The organism is Clostridium sp., from assembly GCF_051278035.1.
GTDB lineage: Bacteria > Bacillota > Clostridia > Clostridiales > Clostridiaceae > Clostridium_AD.
Genome location: NZ_JBNMNU010000035.1, coordinates 13,385 through 30,399, shown reverse-complemented (window position 1 = coordinate 30,399; position 17,015 = coordinate 13,385). Strand labels below are relative to the sequence as shown.

The 17,015-nt window shown below is 30.1% G+C and carries 23 protein-coding genes; all 23 read right to left on the bottom strand.

The window, feature by feature from the left end; translation table 11 throughout:
* A partial coding sequence (locus ACJAX4_RS07430) for an AAA family ATPase (protein ID WP_435788820.1) occupies nt 1-796 on the bottom strand: 796 nt, incomplete at its 3' end.
* Between the two features lie 11 nt (nt 797-807).
* A complete protein-coding gene (locus tag ACJAX4_RS07425; protein ID WP_435788819.1) occupies nt 808-1,260 on the bottom strand; it encodes an arginine repressor in 453 nt (150 codons plus the stop codon).
* Complete coding sequence (locus ACJAX4_RS07420; protein WP_435788818.1) at nt 1,229-2,110, bottom strand: NAD(+)/NADH kinase; 882 nt, start codon at nt 2,108-2,110, stop codon at nt 1,229-1,231. Before ACJAX4_RS07420 ends, ACJAX4_RS07425 begins: the two co-directional genes overlap by 32 nt.
* Before the next feature lie 42 nt (nt 2,111-2,152).
* On the bottom strand, nt 2,153-2,965 hold the full coding sequence (locus ACJAX4_RS07415) for a TlyA family RNA methyltransferase (protein ID WP_435788817.1): 813 nt from the start codon (nt 2,963-2,965) through the stop codon (nt 2,153-2,155).
* Nucleotides 2,966-3,000: 35 nt separating this feature from the next.
* The gene (gene dxs, locus ACJAX4_RS07410) at nt 3,001-4,863 is read right to left on the bottom strand and encodes a 1-deoxy-D-xylulose-5-phosphate synthase (protein WP_435788816.1); all 1,863 of its coding nucleotides are present in this window, start codon (nt 4,861-4,863) and stop codon (nt 3,001-3,003) included.
* A 143-nt stretch (nt 4,864-5,006) separates the two neighbouring features.
* A complete protein-coding gene (locus ACJAX4_RS07405; protein WP_435788815.1) occupies nt 5,007-5,876 on the bottom strand; it encodes a polyprenyl synthetase family protein in 870 nt (289 codons plus the stop codon).
* 27 nt (nt 5,877-5,903) lie between these two features.
* Nucleotides 5,904-6,134, bottom strand: coding sequence for an exodeoxyribonuclease VII small subunit (locus ACJAX4_RS07400; protein WP_435788814.1), 231 nt, complete (start codon nt 6,132-6,134; stop codon nt 5,904-5,906).
* Nucleotides 6,134-7,339: an exodeoxyribonuclease VII large subunit gene (xseA, locus tag ACJAX4_RS07395; RefSeq protein ID WP_435788813.1), complete on the bottom strand. Its 1,206-nt coding sequence runs from the start codon at nt 7,337-7,339 to the stop codon at nt 6,134-6,136. The genes ACJAX4_RS07400 and xseA overlap by 1 nt, the downstream gene beginning before the upstream one ends.
* Nucleotides 7,329-8,177, bottom strand: a complete 849-nt coding sequence (locus tag ACJAX4_RS07390) for a bifunctional 5,10-methylenetetrahydrofolate dehydrogenase/5,10-methenyltetrahydrofolate cyclohydrolase (protein WP_435788812.1) — start codon at nt 8,175-8,177, stop codon at nt 7,329-7,331. Before ACJAX4_RS07390 ends, xseA begins: the two co-directional genes overlap by 11 nt.
* Before the next feature lie 144 nt (nt 8,178-8,321).
* Nucleotides 8,322-8,717, bottom strand: a complete 396-nt coding sequence (gene nusB, locus ACJAX4_RS07385) for a transcription antitermination factor NusB (protein WP_435788811.1) — start codon at nt 8,715-8,717, stop codon at nt 8,322-8,324.
* Nucleotides 8,718-8,829: 112 nt separating this feature from the next.
* Nucleotides 8,830-9,219, bottom strand: a complete 390-nt coding sequence (locus ACJAX4_RS07380; RefSeq protein WP_435788810.1) for an Asp23/Gls24 family envelope stress response protein — start codon at nt 9,217-9,219, stop codon at nt 8,830-8,832.
* 81 nt (nt 9,220-9,300) lie between these two features.
* Nucleotides 9,301-9,804 (bottom strand): SpoIIIAH-like family protein, encoded by a 504-nt coding sequence (locus ACJAX4_RS07375; RefSeq protein WP_435788809.1) that lies wholly within the window; start codon nt 9,802-9,804, stop codon nt 9,301-9,303.
* A 40-nt stretch (nt 9,805-9,844) separates the two neighbouring features.
* A complete protein-coding gene (gene spoIIIAG / locus ACJAX4_RS07370) occupies nt 9,845-10,390 on the bottom strand; it encodes a stage III sporulation protein AG (protein WP_435788822.1) in 546 nt (181 codons plus the stop codon).
* A gap of 153 nt (nt 10,391-10,543) precedes the next feature.
* Entirely contained in the window at nt 10,544-11,137 is a 594-nt protein-coding gene (gene spoIIIAF, locus ACJAX4_RS07365) for a stage III sporulation protein AF (protein WP_435788808.1), read from the bottom strand.
* 57 nt (nt 11,138-11,194) lie between these two features.
* Nucleotides 11,195-12,352, bottom strand: a complete 1,158-nt coding sequence (spoIIIAE, locus tag ACJAX4_RS07360) for a stage III sporulation protein AE (protein ID WP_435788807.1) — start codon at nt 12,350-12,352, stop codon at nt 11,195-11,197.
* Between the two features lie 9 nt (nt 12,353-12,361).
* Nucleotides 12,362-12,745: a stage III sporulation protein AD gene (spoIIIAD, locus tag ACJAX4_RS07355; RefSeq protein ID WP_435788821.1), complete on the bottom strand. Its 384-nt coding sequence runs from the start codon at nt 12,743-12,745 to the stop codon at nt 12,362-12,364.
* Nucleotides 12,746-12,808: 63 nt separating this feature from the next.
* The gene (gene spoIIIAC / locus ACJAX4_RS07350; protein WP_435788806.1) at nt 12,809-13,006 is read right to left on the bottom strand and encodes a stage III sporulation protein AC; all 198 of its coding nucleotides are present in this window, start codon (nt 13,004-13,006) and stop codon (nt 12,809-12,811) included.
* Nucleotides 13,007-13,021: 15 nt separating this feature from the next.
* Entirely contained in the window at nt 13,022-13,540 is a 519-nt protein-coding gene (gene spoIIIAB, locus ACJAX4_RS07345) for a stage III sporulation protein SpoIIIAB (RefSeq protein WP_435788805.1), read from the bottom strand.
* Nucleotides 13,533-14,462 carry a stage III sporulation protein AA gene (spoIIIAA, locus tag ACJAX4_RS07340; RefSeq protein WP_435788804.1) on the bottom strand — a complete coding sequence of 310 codons (930 nt, stop codon included), beginning with the start codon at nt 14,460-14,462 and terminating at the stop codon, nt 13,533-13,535. The genes spoIIIAB and spoIIIAA overlap by 8 nt, the downstream gene beginning before the upstream one ends.
* Before the next feature lie 167 nt (nt 14,463-14,629).
* Complete coding sequence (gene efp / locus ACJAX4_RS07335) at nt 14,630-15,187, bottom strand: elongation factor P (RefSeq protein WP_435788803.1); 558 nt, start codon at nt 15,185-15,187, stop codon at nt 14,630-14,632.
* Nucleotides 15,188-15,361: 174 nt separating this feature from the next.
* Nucleotides 15,362-15,766 carry a hypothetical protein gene (locus tag ACJAX4_RS07330; RefSeq protein WP_435788802.1) on the bottom strand — a complete coding sequence of 135 codons (405 nt, stop codon included), beginning with the start codon at nt 15,764-15,766 and terminating at the stop codon, nt 15,362-15,364.
* Between the two features lies 1 nt (nt 15,767).
* Entirely contained in the window at nt 15,768-16,226 is a 459-nt protein-coding gene (locus ACJAX4_RS07325; RefSeq protein WP_435788801.1) for a hypothetical protein, read from the bottom strand.
* 6 nt (nt 16,227-16,232) lie between these two features.
* On the bottom strand, nt 16,233-17,009 hold the full coding sequence (locus ACJAX4_RS07320) for a hypothetical protein (protein ID WP_435788800.1): 777 nt from the start codon (nt 17,007-17,009) through the stop codon (nt 16,233-16,235).
* Nucleotides 17,010-17,015: the final 6 nt, after the last annotated feature.

Sequence of the window (17,015 nt, the reverse complement as noted above, 5' to 3'; positions counted from 1 at the left end):
TTTTTTCCATGTGATTTTCTATAGTTCTGAGTTCCTTAATAGCGATAGCCAAATTGTCAAAAACAGAAACATTTTCTTCATCACTAGTATATAAGACATTGTAACTTTTTGATAAATGCTTTTCTAGTTTTTCTGAATTTGTGATAATTGCACACTTTTCTAGGAGTTCCTTGTCTTCATCAATTTTAAGATTAGCGCTTTTAATCTCTTCTATTTGATATTTTAAAAAATCTATTCTTTTTTCACGATCTCCTTCGTTGCCTAAGAGTTTACTTATTCTATTCTTTATAATAGTCATTCTTATGTATTTTTCATTATACACCATATAAACTTTGTTAATTTCATCGAATCCAAAAGAGTCCAGGTAAGATATATGATTAGCTTTATCTAATAAATTAAAATTATCACGTTGACCATGAATATCTAGTAAAGTCTTACTAATATACTTAACCTTTGAAAGTAAAAATGATTTGCCATTAACTTTAGCAATACTTTTTCCTGATTGAAAAGTCTCCCTACTTATAAATATTGTGTCCTCATAATCAATTTCCATTTCATTAAAAACATTTTCATTGTTTTTATTGTCTATAGAAAATATAGCCTCAACATAAGTTTTATTTTCCCCTGTCCTAATTAAGTTCTTGTTGAATTTTCCACCTAATACATAATTTATAGCATCAATTAAAATTGATTTACCAGCTCCTGTTTCACCAGAAAGCACATTAAATCCCCCTTCAAAATTAATACTAAGTTTTTCAATTAGAGCAAAATTCATAATATTTAATTGTAGGAGCATAATAATCCCTCCTATTCACTTATCATTTTTTTAATTTTTTGAAGTAACAATTCTCTATCTTCCTCTGTTCTAACTAAAATAAAAATAGTATTATCTCCGGCTATAGTTCCTGCAATACCATTAAACTTAAGAGTATCTAACGCCTCGGCTGCAGCTGATGCAGCTCCTGATATAGTTTTTAAAACTACAAATTTGTCTACGTAATCAACACAAATAACTGTTTGAGAAAAAATATTAACTAATTTATTTGATAAGAAAGTATCAGTTGGTGAAATAGTAGCATACTTATGGGTTCCATATGCATTCATAACCTTAATTAATTTAAGTTCCTTTATGTCTCTAGATACTGTTGCCTGAGTAATATCGAATCCATTATTTTTCAATTCTTCTGCTAATTGCTCCTGAGTTTCAATGTCTTTAGCCTGAATAATTTCAATTATTTTTACATGCCGTGAAATCTTCATTTTTCTCTCCTTCGCAATCTATAGCCCTAGAAATTATTTTCTTCCTTAGTATATGGAAATAATCATAATCATTAAATTTAACTAATCTACATTTTTTATTTGAAACACTAACTAATATTTGCTCATAAGCATTTAATTTTATCGCGCGTTGTCCATCTAGCGTCAAAAATATGCTTTCATAGTCACTTTTTATAGTTATAGATATTTTACTTTCACTGCCGAGTATTATAGTCCTCATAGATAACGATAATGGACAAATTGGTGTTACTGCTATAACATCTAGATTAGGGTGAATTATAGGTCCACCTGCGGAAAGTGAATATGCTGTAGAACCTGTTGGGGTTGCTATTATAAGTCCATCACCTTTAAAATTGGTATAAAATTTATCATCTATGTAGATTTCATGTTTAACAACTCTCGCAAGTGTTCCCTTCGATACAACTATATCATTTAAAGCAGTATATACTTCTGTTTCCCCCTTTAATGGAAATGTACAATTAAGCATCATTCTATCTTCCACATAATAATCATCTTCAAAAAGACTTTTCATAGCATTTTCAAATTCATGTAGCTCCACACTTGAAAGGTATCCTAAATTCCCAATATTAACTCCTAAAATTGGTATACTAAAATTGTTTAGATTATGTGATGTCCCTAAAATAGTTCCATCTCCACCTAAAGCAATAATAATATCTAAATCCTTATATTTAATATTTTTAAGGCCAATGGAATCTTTAAATATAAATATACTTGTTTCATCTATGTACTTGCAGATTACATCATTTACATATTTAGTTATTGTTCCATCTATATCTTTAGTAGTATTTATATTAATGCCAATTTTTTTCATATTTCCTCCTTGCCATTCTCTACGTAAGATTTCCCCTACCACCTAATTTAAATCACCGTGAGCTTTACTAACTAATAGCTTTATATCGTCCTCAATATAATTGTAATTGTTTTCTTTAGATTTTGTAAAATAAATTAGGTATTCAATGTTTCCATTTGGTCCTTTTATGGATGAATAATTGACATTAATAACTCTTACATCAACAAATTTCAAATGATTTAAAACTCTAATTATTACCTCCACATGCTCACCTTGCTTTTTAACCACACCTTTTTTATTAACAACCCCTACCCCTACTTCAAATTGTGGCTTTAACAGTGCTACAACACAGCCATCAACTTTTAATAGGTTTAGTATATTCGGAATAATTTTTTGGATGGATATAAAAGACACATCGATGCTTGCAAAGTCACAGAGCTCACCTACATCTCCTAATTCTAAATATCTTATGTTTGTATTTTCCATTGACACTACCCGACTGTCTGCTATCAGTTTATCCGCTAGCTGATTTGTTCCAACATCTATAGAATACACCTTTCGCGCTCCATAAGATAGCATGCAGTCAGTAAATCCACCTGTAGAGGCCCCTATATCAAGGCATGTTTTAGCTTCAAGGTCTATGTTGAAGGATTTTATAGCCTTTTCAAGCTTTAATCCCCCCCTACTTACATAAGGAAAATCTTCTCCTTTGAATTCAATATTACAGGATAACTCTATTTTTTTACCATATTTAGTAGTTCTAATACCATCCACAAATATATTTCCAGAAATTATATTTTCTTTAGCCCTTGTTCTAGAAAATAAAATCCCTTTTTTAACTACAAGCACATCTAATCTTTCTTTGTTTTCCAACATAAAAAACTCCTCAACAATCCACTAAAGTGGCTTTTTTAAACTAACTTTAAAATACTTTCAAAAAGTCCATCCACATCTAGCTTATGTAATTTATAAAGCGTATCCACTGCTCCATGAGTAATAAACTCATCTTTAAATCCTAAATTCATGATTTTTGTTTTCCCCTCCAAGGTACTTACATATTCTAATACTAAAGAACCAAGACCTCCATGTATTAGGTTATCCTCTATAGTTACAATTGAATATTCTTTTTCCACCAGTGCAAATATTAGTTTTTTATCAATTGGTTTAACAAAACAAGCATTAATTACAGTAGCTTCTACTCCAAGTTCACCTAATTTTTCTCTTACTAATATTGCGTTTTGAACCATTTTACCTGTAGCTATAAGTGCTATTTTGCCGCCTTCAAATAGTTTCTCCCACTTTCCTCTCTCAATGTTTTCAATACAAGTCATTTTGACATTTTGATTATCCCCGCCCCTTGGATATCTTATAGCAATGGGATACTCTTGTCTTACTGCAAAGGTTAACATAGACTTTAATTCACTTATACATTTAGGTGCCATAATTGTCATATTAGGAATATGTGATAAATATGATAAATCAAATACACCTTGGTGCGTTTCTCCATCTTTACCAACTATTCCAGCTCTATCTATAGCAAAAATAACAGGTAATTTCTGAAGACATACATCGTGTACAAGTTGGTCATATGCCCTCTGAAGAAAAGTTGAATAAACTGCAAAAACAGGTTTTATACCTTGCGTTGCCATTCCTGCAGCCATAGTAACCGCATGTTGTTCAGCAATTCCTACATCAAAGAATCTATTACTAAATTTTTTCGAAAAGGCTTCCAGACCTGTACCTTCACGCATTGCAGCTGTTATTGCTACTATATTTTTATTATCCGTGGCTAGCTTTACCATCTGCTCACCAAATGCCTTAGAGTAGCTTTCCTTGGAACCTCCAAGTAGCTCGCCAGTTAAGGGATCAAATGGTCCCGGTCCATGAAACTTGTGTGGCTCTTTTTCAGCAAATTTATAACCTTTGCCCTTCTTAGTTATAACATGAATAATAACCGGTCCATCTGTTACTCTCGCTAACTTTAAAATCTTACTTACTTCTTTAATATCATGACCGTCAATAGGTCCTAAATACTTTATACCCATATGCTCAAAAAGCATCCCTGGTACAAGAGCCTGCTTAATTCCATCCTTAAATTTTTGAATTGAATTAACCATGCCTTTTCCAAGGGAGGGAATCTTTATTAAAGTTTGGTTTATTTCCTTTTTTATCCTATTGTAGGTTGGATCAATTCTAATTGAATTCAAATATTTAGACAATCCTCCAACATTTTTAGATATAGACATTTGATTATCATTAAGCACTATAATCATTTTAGTTTTCTTAAATCCTATATCATTTAGTGCCTCAAAAGCCATGCCACCAGTAAGAGCACCATCACCTATTACTGAAATAACATCATAGTCTTCTCCTTTTAAGTCTCTAGCTCTTGCCATACCTACCCCTGCTGAAATAGATGTACTACTATGTCCTGCTCCAAATACATCATATTTATTTTCATCTCTTTTAGGAAAACCGCTGAGTCCACCGTAATTTTTAAGTGTATCAAATTTATCTTTTCTTCCTGTAAGAATTTTATGCACATATGATTGATGCCCTACATCCCATATTATCTTATCCGTGTCAAGATCAAAAACATTGTACAAACTTAGCGTTAACTCTACAACTCCTAGGTTAGAAGCTAAATGACCACCAGTTTTAGATACTTTTTCAATTAAGAAGCTTCTAATCTCACCTGCAAATATATTCAGTTGTTGTATGGACATATCTTTCACTGCATTTATATCATTAAAATCATCTATAATTTTACTCATATATATCTATCCTCTTTTATTATTAAATTTATCTTACCCATAATTATGGGCATATTATATCATATAATAATATTTAATTCAAAAACTATTCTCTATTAATGAATAATATAGAACAGCTTATTAAGACGGTTATTATGTAAATACTAATAATTTCTCTTCAATAAAAATTCAGTCATTTCTTCTAAATATATCGTATTCACTTTAAGTTTCTTTAGAATTCCAAAGCACTCCTGTGTTAATTCGTTACATTTTGATTTGCATTTACCTAAACCATACATAGTTATAAAAGTTGTTTTATTATTACACTCATCTGCTTTCACATTTTTGCCTAAAATATCAACATCTCCAATTACATCTAATATATCATCCTTTATTTGAAAAGCTAAACCTAATTTGTCACCATATTCTTTTAAATCCACTAAATCTTTTTCACCAGCATTTCCTAAAACAGCACCACATAATATTCCAGCTTTTATTAATTGACCTGTTTTATTTCTATGCATATATAAGAGTTCTTCCTCCGATATTGCGGTGCCTTCACTCAAAATATCACATATTTGTCCAGCAATCATGCCCTGAGCACCAGAAGCTTTAGCTACAAGGCTACTTGCCACAATTTTATTTAAAGTCCCATCTAAACACTGATTTAGCATTATTATCATAGCCTCATTTAAAAGTCCGTCTCCTGCAAGGATGGCTATTGCCTCACCGTAAATTTTATGATTTGTAGGCTTTCCACGGCGCAAATCATCGTTATCCATAGAAGGCAGGTCATCATGAATAAGAGAGTATGTATGAATCATTTCAAGCGCCCCTGCAAAAGGTAAAATTTCTTTATAATTATTCTTGTACATAGCATATGTAAGGAGCATTAAAATAGGTCTAACTCTTTTCCCACCAACCTTTATACTATAAGTCATTGCCTCAAAATTCCTCTTATCAATTTCTGGCTTACCCTCAAAATAATCACTTATCCACTGTTCTACTTCATATTTGAGCAATATTTTATCCATTTTATCCCTTCTTTTCACTATAGGTTTTTATTTAACTACATCCTCTTTCGCCATAAAATCACTTTCACCTTGGGCCGTCAATATTTTTATCTTACCCTCTGTATCATTTAAAATTTTATATAAATTGTTACAAATTTTTATGCCTTCTTCATAACTTGACATAGTCTCTTCTAATGTAATTTCATTTACCTCCATAAGGTCAACTATTACCTCAAGCCTTTCCATCATGGTTTCATAAGATTCTTTTTTCTTTGCCATTAAAATTCCTCCAAATTATTTATATTAAACGAAGCACTACCATCTTTCAATGAAATTTTTACCTCTTTCATGTTTTTAAGCACACCTATTTCACTGATAATCGCATTTTCATTGTTTTTAAGTACTGCATATCCCTTATTAAGTATATTCAGTGGGTTATGTGCATTTAGAAGAGCATTAAATTTAGAAAGCTTCTGCTTTTCCATTGAGATTTTGGCATTAAGTTTATAATTCAATGTTTCTTTTAGATTATCTATTTGAATATATTGGTTAACTATATAGTTTAGTGGGTTATTTATTTTTAGTGTTTTACTCATTAAATTAACTTTATTATATTCATTTGTAACCTTTTGTTCCATTCGTCTTAAGAGTAAATCTCTAAATCCTTTAACCTCATTATTTAACTCGTTTAAATTCTTCACAGCAATTTCTGCAGCCGCTGATGGAGTTGGTGCTCTATAGTCACTCACAAAATCCGCTATGGTGAAATCCGTTTCATGGCCAACTCCAGTAATTATTGGTATTTTAGAATTATAGATTGCATTCGCTAAAATTTCTTCGTTGAACGCCCATAATTCTTCTATGGAGCCTCCCCCTCTTGCAATAATGATTAATTCAACATTTTTTATTTCATTAAAATATTTTACTCCTCGTATAATATCAGCGCTGGCATTTACTCCCTGAACTAACGCTGGGTATACTAGCATGCTAATTTTCTTATTGCGCCTAGTAGCCACGTTAATTATATCTTTAACTGCAGCTCCTGTCTCTGATGTAATTACCCCTATTCGATTTGGAAACAAAGGTATGTTTTTTTTGTGAACATTATCAAATAACCCCTGCTTTTCTAACTTTTCTTTCAGATTTTGAAAAGCTAGATATAACTGCCCTTCTCCATCTGCTTCCATTGAGTCGCAATAAACCTGATATGCTCCTCCACGTTCATAAACAGATACTTTACCTCTTATAATAACATTCATACCATCCCTTGGTGTGATTTTGAGTTTATATGCTTGCGTTTTAAACATCACACAATTAATCTTTCCAAATTCATCTTTTAGTGAAAAGTATATATGTCCACTAGAATGCAATTTTACGTTAGATAACTCCCCTTTAACATTGGTATTATTTAAAATAAAGTCGCTATCTATTACTTTTTTAATATATCCATTAAGAGCAGTTACAGTTAATACTTTAATAAACATTATCCCTCCACGATTCGCATACATTTCTAATAAGCATTGTGGTAGTCATTACTCCCGTTCCACCGGGTACAGGGGTAACATAGCTTGCAGTATCGATAACCTCATCAAAACATACATCCCCAGTTATTTTATTATTTACCATCGAAGTGCCAACGTCTATAACAACAGCTCCTTCTTTAATAAAGTCATTTGTAACAAAACCTGGTCTACCTATTGCTGCAACTAAAATATCTGCACTTTTACAAATCTCCTTTAAATTTAATGTTTTAGAGTGACATATAGTTACTGTTGCATCCTCATTAAGTAATAATTGTGCTGCTGGTTTCCCTACAATATTGCTTCTACCTATAACAACAGCATGTTTACCTTTAATAATACATCCAGTACTTTTAATCATTTCAATAACACCTAAAGCAGTACAAGGAATAAAACAATTCTCTCCCTTATAAAATCTACCCATATTCTTATCAGTTAATCCATCAACATCCTTTTTATATGAAATTTTCGAAGTAATTTCTTTTTCATTAAACTTTTTTGGTAATGGCAATTGAAGTATTATACCATCCACACTATTATCAATATTTAATTCTTCTATAATATCTATAACCCTTTTTTCATTAGTTTCACTATCTAACTTAATACAAGTATAAGAAATTCCGAGTTTATTACATAGATTGTTCTGACTTTTTACATATGACAGTGACCCACCATCCTCACCAACTAAAATGGTCTTAATTGAAGGCGCCCGACCTCCGCTTTTTGTACCCTCATCTATAATGGACTTAATTTCATTTCTGTATTTTTCAACTATTATCTTTCCATTAACTTTAATGCCCATATTATCAACTCCTTCTTTAAAAATATTAGTTAATATAAAAATTCTAACATAATCTTAAAATTCCTCTTTTATATAATAAAATAGCTAGTCAGTGTTGACTAGTTATTTTTTAGTATCCATTTTATTTTATTTAGTATAGCGCTTCTAAATCATTTTTGCTAATATACCATTTATAAAAGCAGGCGAACTATCTTCACCATATTTCTTGGCAAGTTCTATACCCTCATTAACTGATACTTTACCAGGTATTTCTTCCTCAAATAATATTTCATATGTACTAATTCTTAAAATAGCTAGATTCATTTTTGATAATCTATTAAGTCTCCACTTTATTAAGTGCTTTTCTATATTTTTATCAATTTCAGTTTTATTTTCATTAACACCCGCTAAGGCTTTTGTGATATAAACCATATCAACATCTTTTAAATCAACATCTGTGCTTTCTTTGAAATTTTCAATTATCTCCTCATACTTCTCTTTGTTAATTGACATTTCAAAAAGTAATTTCATTGCTATCTCTCTAGACTTTCTTCTATTCATTAGTGATCCTCCTAATTTTTCGCTCTTCTTAATTATATTATTACCATATCACACTGGTATAAATATCAAATTTAACGTGGAAACACCCTCTGATTACAGAGGGTGTTTATAACTATGCTTCTATTTCCTCTAGATTTTCTGTTTTAGGTAATACAACATTTTGCACATAAACATTTACGGCTGATACTACAAGTCCTGTCATAAGCTCTACAGATTTTTTTACATTTATCTGTACTTTTTCAGTTACTTCTGGTATTTTAACACCATATTCAACGACAATGTGTAAATCAATTACAGCACTATCTTCACCTACATTGACTTTAATACCTTTAGATAGATTTTTCTTGCCACTTAATATTTGAGTTATACCACCAACAAGACTAGCACTCATTCCAACTATCCCCTGTATTTCAGCAACAGCGAGTCCTGCAATGACACTAACAACATCCTCGGATATTTTAACAATACCTATTTCAGTTTCATTTATTATTTTATCTTCCATATTAGTACCCCCTTATTTAGCTTAGGTAAAACATGATAACACTTCTGTTATTATATCAGATAAATATTAGATTTACAAATGCTATTCTTGGATCTTAATTTCAATCTTTTCTAATTTAACCTTACTCATAACAACATCTTGAATCTTACGGAGCTCTTCCTTAGATAGTTCTGTTTTGTCAGTTTTTACTAGTATTTCCACTAAATCAGCATTTATACTGCATAATGATTCTTCATACCCTTCAGCTTTAAGTGCAAGTTCTATGTCTGATTCATTCTGAGAAGCTAAGGATAGACTTAAGTACTCATCTGCCGCCTTTGTTTTTTGTGCTTCTGGAGTATTTTCATCATCTATTAAACCTTTAATTTCTTGAAGAGTTCTGTTAGCTACTGCAACTTTTGATAATTTAGCTTCCTCGAAGAACGTTGAAGAACCCTTTGTTTCTTTTAATGATATTGCAGTCTTCTCATTTGTAAAGTCCTTATCATTTACATATAACGGTCCATTCACCTTTGTTGCAAGATACCCCGCGAACACTATAAGTACTACCAACGTTAAAATTATACCTGATTGTTTTTTATTCATAATATTTTTCCCCCCATCTACCTTTCTAAGAAATTATATGCTAATTATTCATAGGATATACATTAACTTTCTTTTCAGGCAAATTAAATAAGTTAATTACCGCCTGTCTAATCCTAAGTTCCGTAACTTTCTCATTTGAACCTTCCGCCACTACGCAAACACCTGTAATAGTAGGCTTGTAAGTTTTTACAATTAGCGGTAAATTTTCATTCCCATTATTAGACATTACCACTGTTCTTCCACTGTTTTCTTGTGTGATGTTCCTTTTCCCTCCTCCAGTATCATTTTCTACCGTATCACTTTTAGAGTCATTAATATTTATTGCAGGAACAGCTTCTTCGCCACTTTCAAAATAGATCATCAGTTCTACCTTTCCAACCCCCTGGATTCCTTCAAGCGTAGATTTAAGCTTCATTTCTAATTTCGATTCATAATCCGTTAATGGAAGCGAATTGTCTTCGCTGGAAATTTTATCTACTTGTGTTTCATCAATAGCAGTTGTAATTGAACGTTGTGACTTAAAAAAGCTACTGGCTAAAACTATTACAACTGCTACTAAAATTAATAGAACCAAGTTTGCCAGCATTTTATCAGATTTTTTACCACTACTGTTTTTGTTGTCATTTCCACTAATTAATTTTGTTCTAATATACTCAGTAAATTTACTAAGCAAATTGTCACCATTCATAGAAATCCCCTCTTTCTAATTTTTAATATATTTAAGCTTATAATTATTGGTTTATGATTCTAATTTATAAACAGTAATAACATCCTTTGATATTTGAAATTTACTACTTAATCTGCTCTTTATTTTATCCCCTTCCTCCCCTTCTAAAATATTTCTTTTAGATGCATTAACGCTCTTAGTATCTATTTTAATTTCACTAATATTTCTAACTCCGCCCTCTACAATCCCAATTTCTACTTTATTAATATTAAATTGTGAAATTTTATCATCATACATAATTTCTATATCAGCATTGTACTTGTTTTCTGGGAAAGCCTCTTGCAAATCTATAATGCATTCCTTTTCTAAATTATTCTTGAAATTATCTGATGTCTTTATTATGTTAATGTCTTTGTATTTTTTAATGTCTGTAGCAGAAGTACTACTCTCCATATAACTTACTGCCTTATTTGAATATGAATATAAATCAAAGTTTTTATCAAAAATCTTTATTACAGGATTTATTATAACCACAATTAACATGAGTCCTAACACAAATTTAGCATATTTTTTCATATTATTGTCTGGTAAAATCATCTCCACTGCAGTAATAAAAAACACAGCAATAGTTATATTAGTTACCCATACTTTTAGTACTTCTATCAAATTTTCACCACCCCCTTTATAAAAAAGTTAAAGACTACAGTGGAGCGTAAATTTAATTTATCCCATTATACTTCTTCCAGTTGAGGCCACTATAGCAATCATTATAAAAAACATTATACTTACTGATATTACGCAAGACATTAAAAGTAAAATAGAATCTCCTACTGAATTTATACACTCTACAGTACGTTTGTCACTTATTGGTTCTATTAATGCGGCTGCGATTTTATATAAAAAAGCCATAATTAGGAGTTTAATAATAGGAAACAATACTATTATTAAAATAATAACTAGTCCAAGACCACTTATGGCATTCTTTAGAAGAAGTGAGTATCCAGCTACTGTAGAGATAGCATCAGATAGTGCTTTGCCGACTACAGGTATAAAATTATCCACAGCGAATTTCGCTGTTTTTATAGTAACTTGATCTATTGTTGAAGCTGCTATACTCCTTAATGTAATTACGCCAATAAATATCGTAAGCACCATTAACTGTATCCAAATAGCAATTTGCTTTAAGAGTTTTGTCAAATTATTTATTTTATAGTCACCAGATATATTATTTACAAATTGTAGTACAAAACTCATAAATATTATAGGAATAATAATATCCACATAAATTCTAGAGCTAATAGTTGCGAACCCAATTATTACGGGATCAAGTAGTGTTGCCTCAGCAAATCCTCCCACGCTAGCAAGTAGCATCATGAGCACCGGCATAAGGGCTACCATAAAATCTGTCATACTATAAATTGTGACTCTAGTCAGCTCTACTACTACATAAAAGCTTTTAGTTATCAGCACTATCATTACACCGTAACATGCAAAATAAGCGATGCTAGATAAATTTTCATTATTGAAGGCACTTTGAAGATTATGCAGAAGCGCACATACAATAGCAATAATCATAAGGCTTCCAATTAGTTGCATTGATGCAAGAACTTCTTTAAATGCGAATCTTATCACATAATTAGATAAACTTTTGAAGCTAAGACCATTTTCACCTGTTTTCAAAAATCCTTTTACAAAAGTTCCTGGGTCCATATCGTTTAGCATTTCATTTTCAGTTTTTATCTTTGTAATATAATCATATAAATTACTTATTTCACTTTCTTCTATCTGTCCTATTTCTCCCAGTTCACCTATTTCAGTAGCTTGTACACTAATAGGTAAACAAAGTAATAATAACAATATAAACACTAATATTTTTTTCATATTATACCTCTACATTATTTTTAGAATAGATTGCATTACTGCCATTAATATAGGTATTGCCAGAACTAATATAAATATTTTTCCAGCGAACTCCACCTTACCTGCGAGACTATTCTCACCAGCATCCCTACAAATTTCGCTGCAAAACGAAGCTAGATAGGCAATCCCCAGTATTTTAAATACTGTATTTAAATAAACAACATCTATATTTGCTTTATTTGATAATGTTTGCAAAAAACTCATGATTACTGTAAGCTTGTTTACCATAAATAAGAAAATTAGTATTCCTGCTGCAATGCTAACCTGAATAGCTAAATCATCCCTTCTGCCCTTAAATATAAGCACAATAAAGAGTGCCGTAAAAGCAAATGCAACAACTTTAATCATTTCCATAATAACCTCCTTAGCTGCATCAGTTCTTTCAATAAGTGGTAACAATTATTACCCCCTCATGGCCTAAAACTGAAACAGTGTTTTTACAGAAGTAAATAATTTATTTACTAAACTTATCACCATCATAAGAATTATTATTACTCCAGCTAAATTTGCAACTACAGCAATATCATCCTTACCACCACTTTTCAAAATCTTATCAATAATAATAATTAGAATACCAGTTGCCCCTATTTTGAACAGCAAGCTAACATCTAACATTTAAAAACCTCCTCTCTATATTAAAGCTATAACCACCACTGCTCCAAAAGAAAAACCTAAATATCTATACATTTTTATATTTTTGGTCATAAATTCTTCTGATATCATAATTTGTTTTTTTAAATTTTCTATGGTAAGTATAAATATACTATTTTGACCTTCAATATCAGATTCTCCTAAAGTTTTAGATAAGTCTAAAATAACATTTATATCATCAACGTTTAGATATAATTTACTTTTCATAGAGTTTATAGCACTATTCATTGCCTCATAAACATTTTCATATTTATTGTTTACAAGTAATTCGCTAGTCCTATTAAAAAGTTCTTTTATTGGCTCCACACTTTTATGGGCTATACTTTTAAAAGCATCTGGCAAAAGAGCATGTACATAAGTAATTTCATTTTGGAGTTGATGAATTGCTCTATGGATTTCATTTAGCTGATAAACTCTATATTTTAGCTTCTCACTGTATATAAATCCAACCATACTTGAAGCACATATAATTACCGCACATGCAATTATTTTAATCATAGCTTGCCCTCCATAAGTCTTTTCCCAAATTAAAATCATAAATGCTCTCTATTGTTCCAATTCCTTTTTTATTACTAAGTACTATACCCCTAGTAAACACAAAATTTTCTACAATGTCCTTAAAAACCATCCTTTTATACAGATCCTCAATACCAAAGCCATGAATAGTTGTAACTAAACTAATACCCGAATTTAATGCCATTAGAATACTTTCCATATCCTTTTGTGTACCAATTTCATCACAAACTATAACATCAGGAGACATGCTTCTGATTGCCATCATAATCCCCTGGCTCTTTGGGCAATTATCTAGTATATCTGATCTAATCCCCACATCCATTTGGGGCACCCCTTTAAAAGAACCTGCTATTTCCGACCTTTCATCAATTATAGAGACATTTTTACCATTAAATTTTTTATCTTTATTTCCATCTGAAATAATTCTTGAAATATCTCTAAGCAGCGTCGTTTTACCACATTTAGGAGGCGATATAATTATTGTATTGTAAACTAAATTATTGTGAATAATATAAGGCATTACTCTATCAGCACAACCTATAACTTCTTTGCATACTCTTATGTTAATAGATGAAATATCTTTAATAGTTTTTATGCTATTGTTTTCAATAACACAAATCCCACATAATCCAACTCTATGTCCACCTTTTATAGTTATGTAGCCCTGTCTAATTTCGTCTTCAAAGGCATATATTGAGTAATTACTTATTCTCTGCATAATATATTTTATGTCCTCAGTTGTTGAGATATATTCCCAAATTTCTTCTTTACTTCCAATATGAATAAACAAAGGCTTGTTCACTTTTATTCTAAGTTCTTGAAGTTTTTGCAAATTAGTTACTTGTTCTAATTTACTTCTAATGCTTTTGGGTAGTATTTCGAATAACTCTTTTGTATCTAACATTTTTATCACCCTCTCATACATAATTTCTATTTCACTAACCTGTAAAATATGCCATATGAACGCAAAAAAATTTTAACTAAGTTCTATTCATTTTACATAATATATGTCGTAACCTTCAAAAAAAGAACAAAAAAAAAGGACCATATTGGCCCTTTTTAAAAAATAATTTAAACTCTTAACATGTAATCGCCATTTCTGGTATCTATTCTTATAGTTTCACCTTCATTAACGAACATTGGAACTTGAACTATTGCTCCTGTTTCTACTGTAGCTGGTTTTGTTGCACTAGAAGATGTATTACCTCTAACACCTGGTTCAGTGCTAGTTATAACTAGTTCTACAAAGTTTGGAGCTTCTACTGAGAATGCATCATCCTTATAAAACTTTATTACAGCAAACATATTTTCTTTTAAGTATTTTATAGCCCCTTCAACTCTATCATAGTTAAGTGGTATTTGTTCATATGTTTCTTGGTCCATGAAGTAGTATAATCCTTCTGCTGAATATAAATATTGCATTTCTTTTCTTTCTATAACAGCTTCTTGTAATTTTGTAGTTGGGCTAAATGTCTTTTCTGTAACCCCTTGATTAATTACGTTTCTTAATTTAGTTCTAACAAATGCAGCTCCCTTGCCAGGTTTCACATGTAAAAAATCAATAACTGTATATACTTGTCCACCCTCATCAAATGTAGTTCCTTTTCGTATATCACCTGCTGATATCATTAAGTATCCCTCCAAAATTCATTGTTAATTAATTAATCCGTTTATATTATAACCTTAAAAAATATTTTATAACCATATTAAATGTAAATATCACAATGGAACAATGTTATTTTATCAAAACTTAGTAACATTTGCAAATATAATTATATATATTCTTAATAATTTTATATTCCATCACTTATTCTTTATAAAATCTATGCTTATATTGGCAGTTTTAGTTTCTTTATTAATGCTAATTGTGTTTATTCCTACTAAATTTTCACTTTGGACTAAATACTGTAGGGAACTATACAATGATTTTACATCTCCACTATAAATTACCTCAACACTACATCTTTCATGCTCACTCATATTAATAGATTTCACTTTAAAATCACTGCTTCCGCTTATACATTCCAATATTTCACTATATCCAAATTTTTCAACATCCTTAACATTTGTTTTCTGTGTAATTTGCTTTAAGCTTTGATCCACAATTCGGGTAGATTTATTCTTTACAACAAGTAGTTTAAAAGATAAAATCCCCATTAACATAGTTAAAATTAACAATACTTTTATATTCTTTACACTTTTATACATCTTAAACTCCTAATATAACTTTAAAATTTAAATTATCTTCATTTTTATCATTTTTAATGTGAGGGATTAATTTTTTTATTGTATATTCATTTTCAATACATCTTATTACGTCTATATACTCCTCATAACTCTTAACTTCAATATCAATTTCTAAACTACTCTTAGCTATAACGATATTAATATAATTTAGATTGCTTTGTTTTAGAAAATCACTAATTCGTTTATATTTTTCAATTGTAAATGTATCCTGTACAGCCTCTTCCATAATATCATTGCTACTATTATTTTCAACAGGTGATCGCAGCTCCACAACATTGGTTTTTTTAGAAACATTTAATATAATAGCTGATAAAAGAATATTAACTAATAAAACCACCATAATGCAAATCTTTATTTTTTTATCCCTTATTATATTCTTTCTATCCAAATACCAGTTAGGAAAAAATGCTTTTTTTATCATAACTATCTACCCCTTAACTAATATATATTGGAGCAATTGTTCGCGCCTTAAGTCACTTAATATTTGATTAGATAACGCTTTATTTTTAAATTCAGAAATGTCTAAACCTTTAATATTTGCATAGTATATATTTGTACATAACTTTGAATAATCGTTATATTTTTCTAAGAATTCATTCATTACATATGCATATTTGAACAGTACTAGTTCTTTTACTAATATGCTATAATTAGCCACTATTTCACCACTTACACATATTGTAAAATATAAATTGCTATTGTAGTAAAAAACTAATACATAGTTTTTATCGTTTATCCTGCTACTATAATAATCTTTAAAGCAGATCTGAATTATTTTTACTTTTTTCAAATTTATATTGTTATTTATGCTGTTTTTTAAAACATCTAACTTATTTCCCTTTAAACAAAAAACTAATATCTCCATATTAAACTTATCTTGTTTAATTATTTTATATGAAAATGCGATATGATCTATCTCCTTATAGTAATATCTTAGTTCATTTTTAATCATATCAACAATAAAATACTTTCTAACCAGTGGCAATGTTATCTTTTTAATATATACGGTTTCACCTTCTACAAGAATATACAAGTTTTTATTTCTTATATGAGCTTCAAAATCTTTTATACTCTGAAAATCCTTATAATATGTATTTAATGCTGATATTCTCTGTACTTTATTTAATATAACGTTTTTAGAAAATTCTATACCTAGTATTTTTTCATTGGATACTTCAAGAAACATATTTCTTCTCAATTTCATTTTTAA

Bases quoted from the DNA above. Each gene is read 5' to 3' on its own strand.
- ACJAX4_RS07390 (WP_435788812.1), bottom strand. From the start codon at position 8,177: ATGGGCATTAAAGTTAATGGAAAGATAATAGTTGAAAAATACAGAAAT.
- ACJAX4_RS07375 (WP_435788809.1), bottom strand. From the start codon at position 9,804: ATGAATAAAAAACAATCAGGTATAATTTTAACGTTGGTAGTACTTATA.
- spoIIIAE (WP_435788807.1), bottom strand. From the start codon at position 12,352: ATGAAAAAAATATTAGTGTTTATATTGTTATTATTACTTTGTTTACCT.
- spoIIIAG (WP_435788822.1), bottom strand. From the start codon at position 10,390: ATGCTGGCAAACTTGGTTCTATTAATTTTAGTAGCAGTTGTAATAGTT.
- spoIIIAB (WP_435788805.1), bottom strand. From the start codon at position 13,540: ATGATTAAAATAATTGCATGTGCGGTAATTATATGTGCTTCAAGTATG.
- ACJAX4_RS07420 (WP_435788818.1), bottom strand. From the start codon at position 2,110: ATGAAAAAAATTGGCATTAATATAAATACTACTAAAGATATAGATGGA.
- efp (WP_435788803.1), bottom strand. From the start codon at position 15,187: ATGATATCAGCAGGTGATATACGAAAAGGAACTACATTTGATGAGGGT.
- spoIIIAA (WP_435788804.1), bottom strand. From the start codon at position 14,462: ATGTTAGATACAAAAGAGTTATTCGAAATACTACCCAAAAGCATTAGA.
- ACJAX4_RS07405 (WP_435788815.1), bottom strand. From the start codon at position 5,876: ATGGATAAAATATTGCTCAAATATGAAGTAGAACAGTGGATAAGTGAT.
- ACJAX4_RS07325 (WP_435788801.1), bottom strand. From the start codon at position 16,226: ATGATAAAAAAAGCATTTTTTCCTAACTGGTATTTGGATAGAAAGAAT.
- spoIIIAD (WP_435788821.1), bottom strand. From the start codon at position 12,745: ATGGAAATGATTAAAGTTGTTGCATTTGCTTTTACGGCACTCTTTATT.
- ACJAX4_RS07380 (WP_435788810.1), bottom strand. From the start codon at position 9,219: ATGGAAGATAAAATAATAAATGAAACTGAAATAGGTATTGTTAAAATA.
- ACJAX4_RS07330 (WP_435788802.1), bottom strand. From the start codon at position 15,766: ATGTATAAAAGTGTAAAGAATATAAAAGTATTGTTAATTTTAACTATG.
- ACJAX4_RS07415 (WP_435788817.1), bottom strand. From the start codon at position 2,965: ATGTTGGAAAACAAAGAAAGATTAGATGTGCTTGTAGTTAAAAAAGGG.
- dxs (WP_435788816.1), bottom strand. From the start codon at position 4,863: ATGAGTAAAATTATAGATGATTTTAATGATATAAATGCAGTGAAAGAT.
- ACJAX4_RS07320 (WP_435788800.1), bottom strand. From the start codon at position 17,009: ATGAAATTGAGAAGAAATATGTTTCTTGAAGTATCCAATGAAAAAATA.
- ACJAX4_RS07400 (WP_435788814.1), bottom strand. From the start codon at position 6,134: ATGGCAAAGAAAAAAGAATCTTATGAAACCATGATGGAAAGGCTTGAG.
- xseA (WP_435788813.1), bottom strand. From the start codon at position 7,339: ATGTTTATTAAAGTATTAACTGTAACTGCTCTTAATGGATATATTAAA.
- ACJAX4_RS07425 (WP_435788819.1), bottom strand. From the start codon at position 1,260: ATGAAGATTTCACGGCATGTAAAAATAATTGAAATTATTCAGGCTAAA.
- nusB (WP_435788811.1), bottom strand. From the start codon at position 8,717: ATGAATAGAAGAAAGTCTAGAGAGATAGCAATGAAATTACTTTTTGAA.
- spoIIIAC (WP_435788806.1), bottom strand. From the start codon at position 13,006: ATGTTAGATGTTAGCTTGCTGTTCAAAATAGGGGCAACTGGTATTCTA.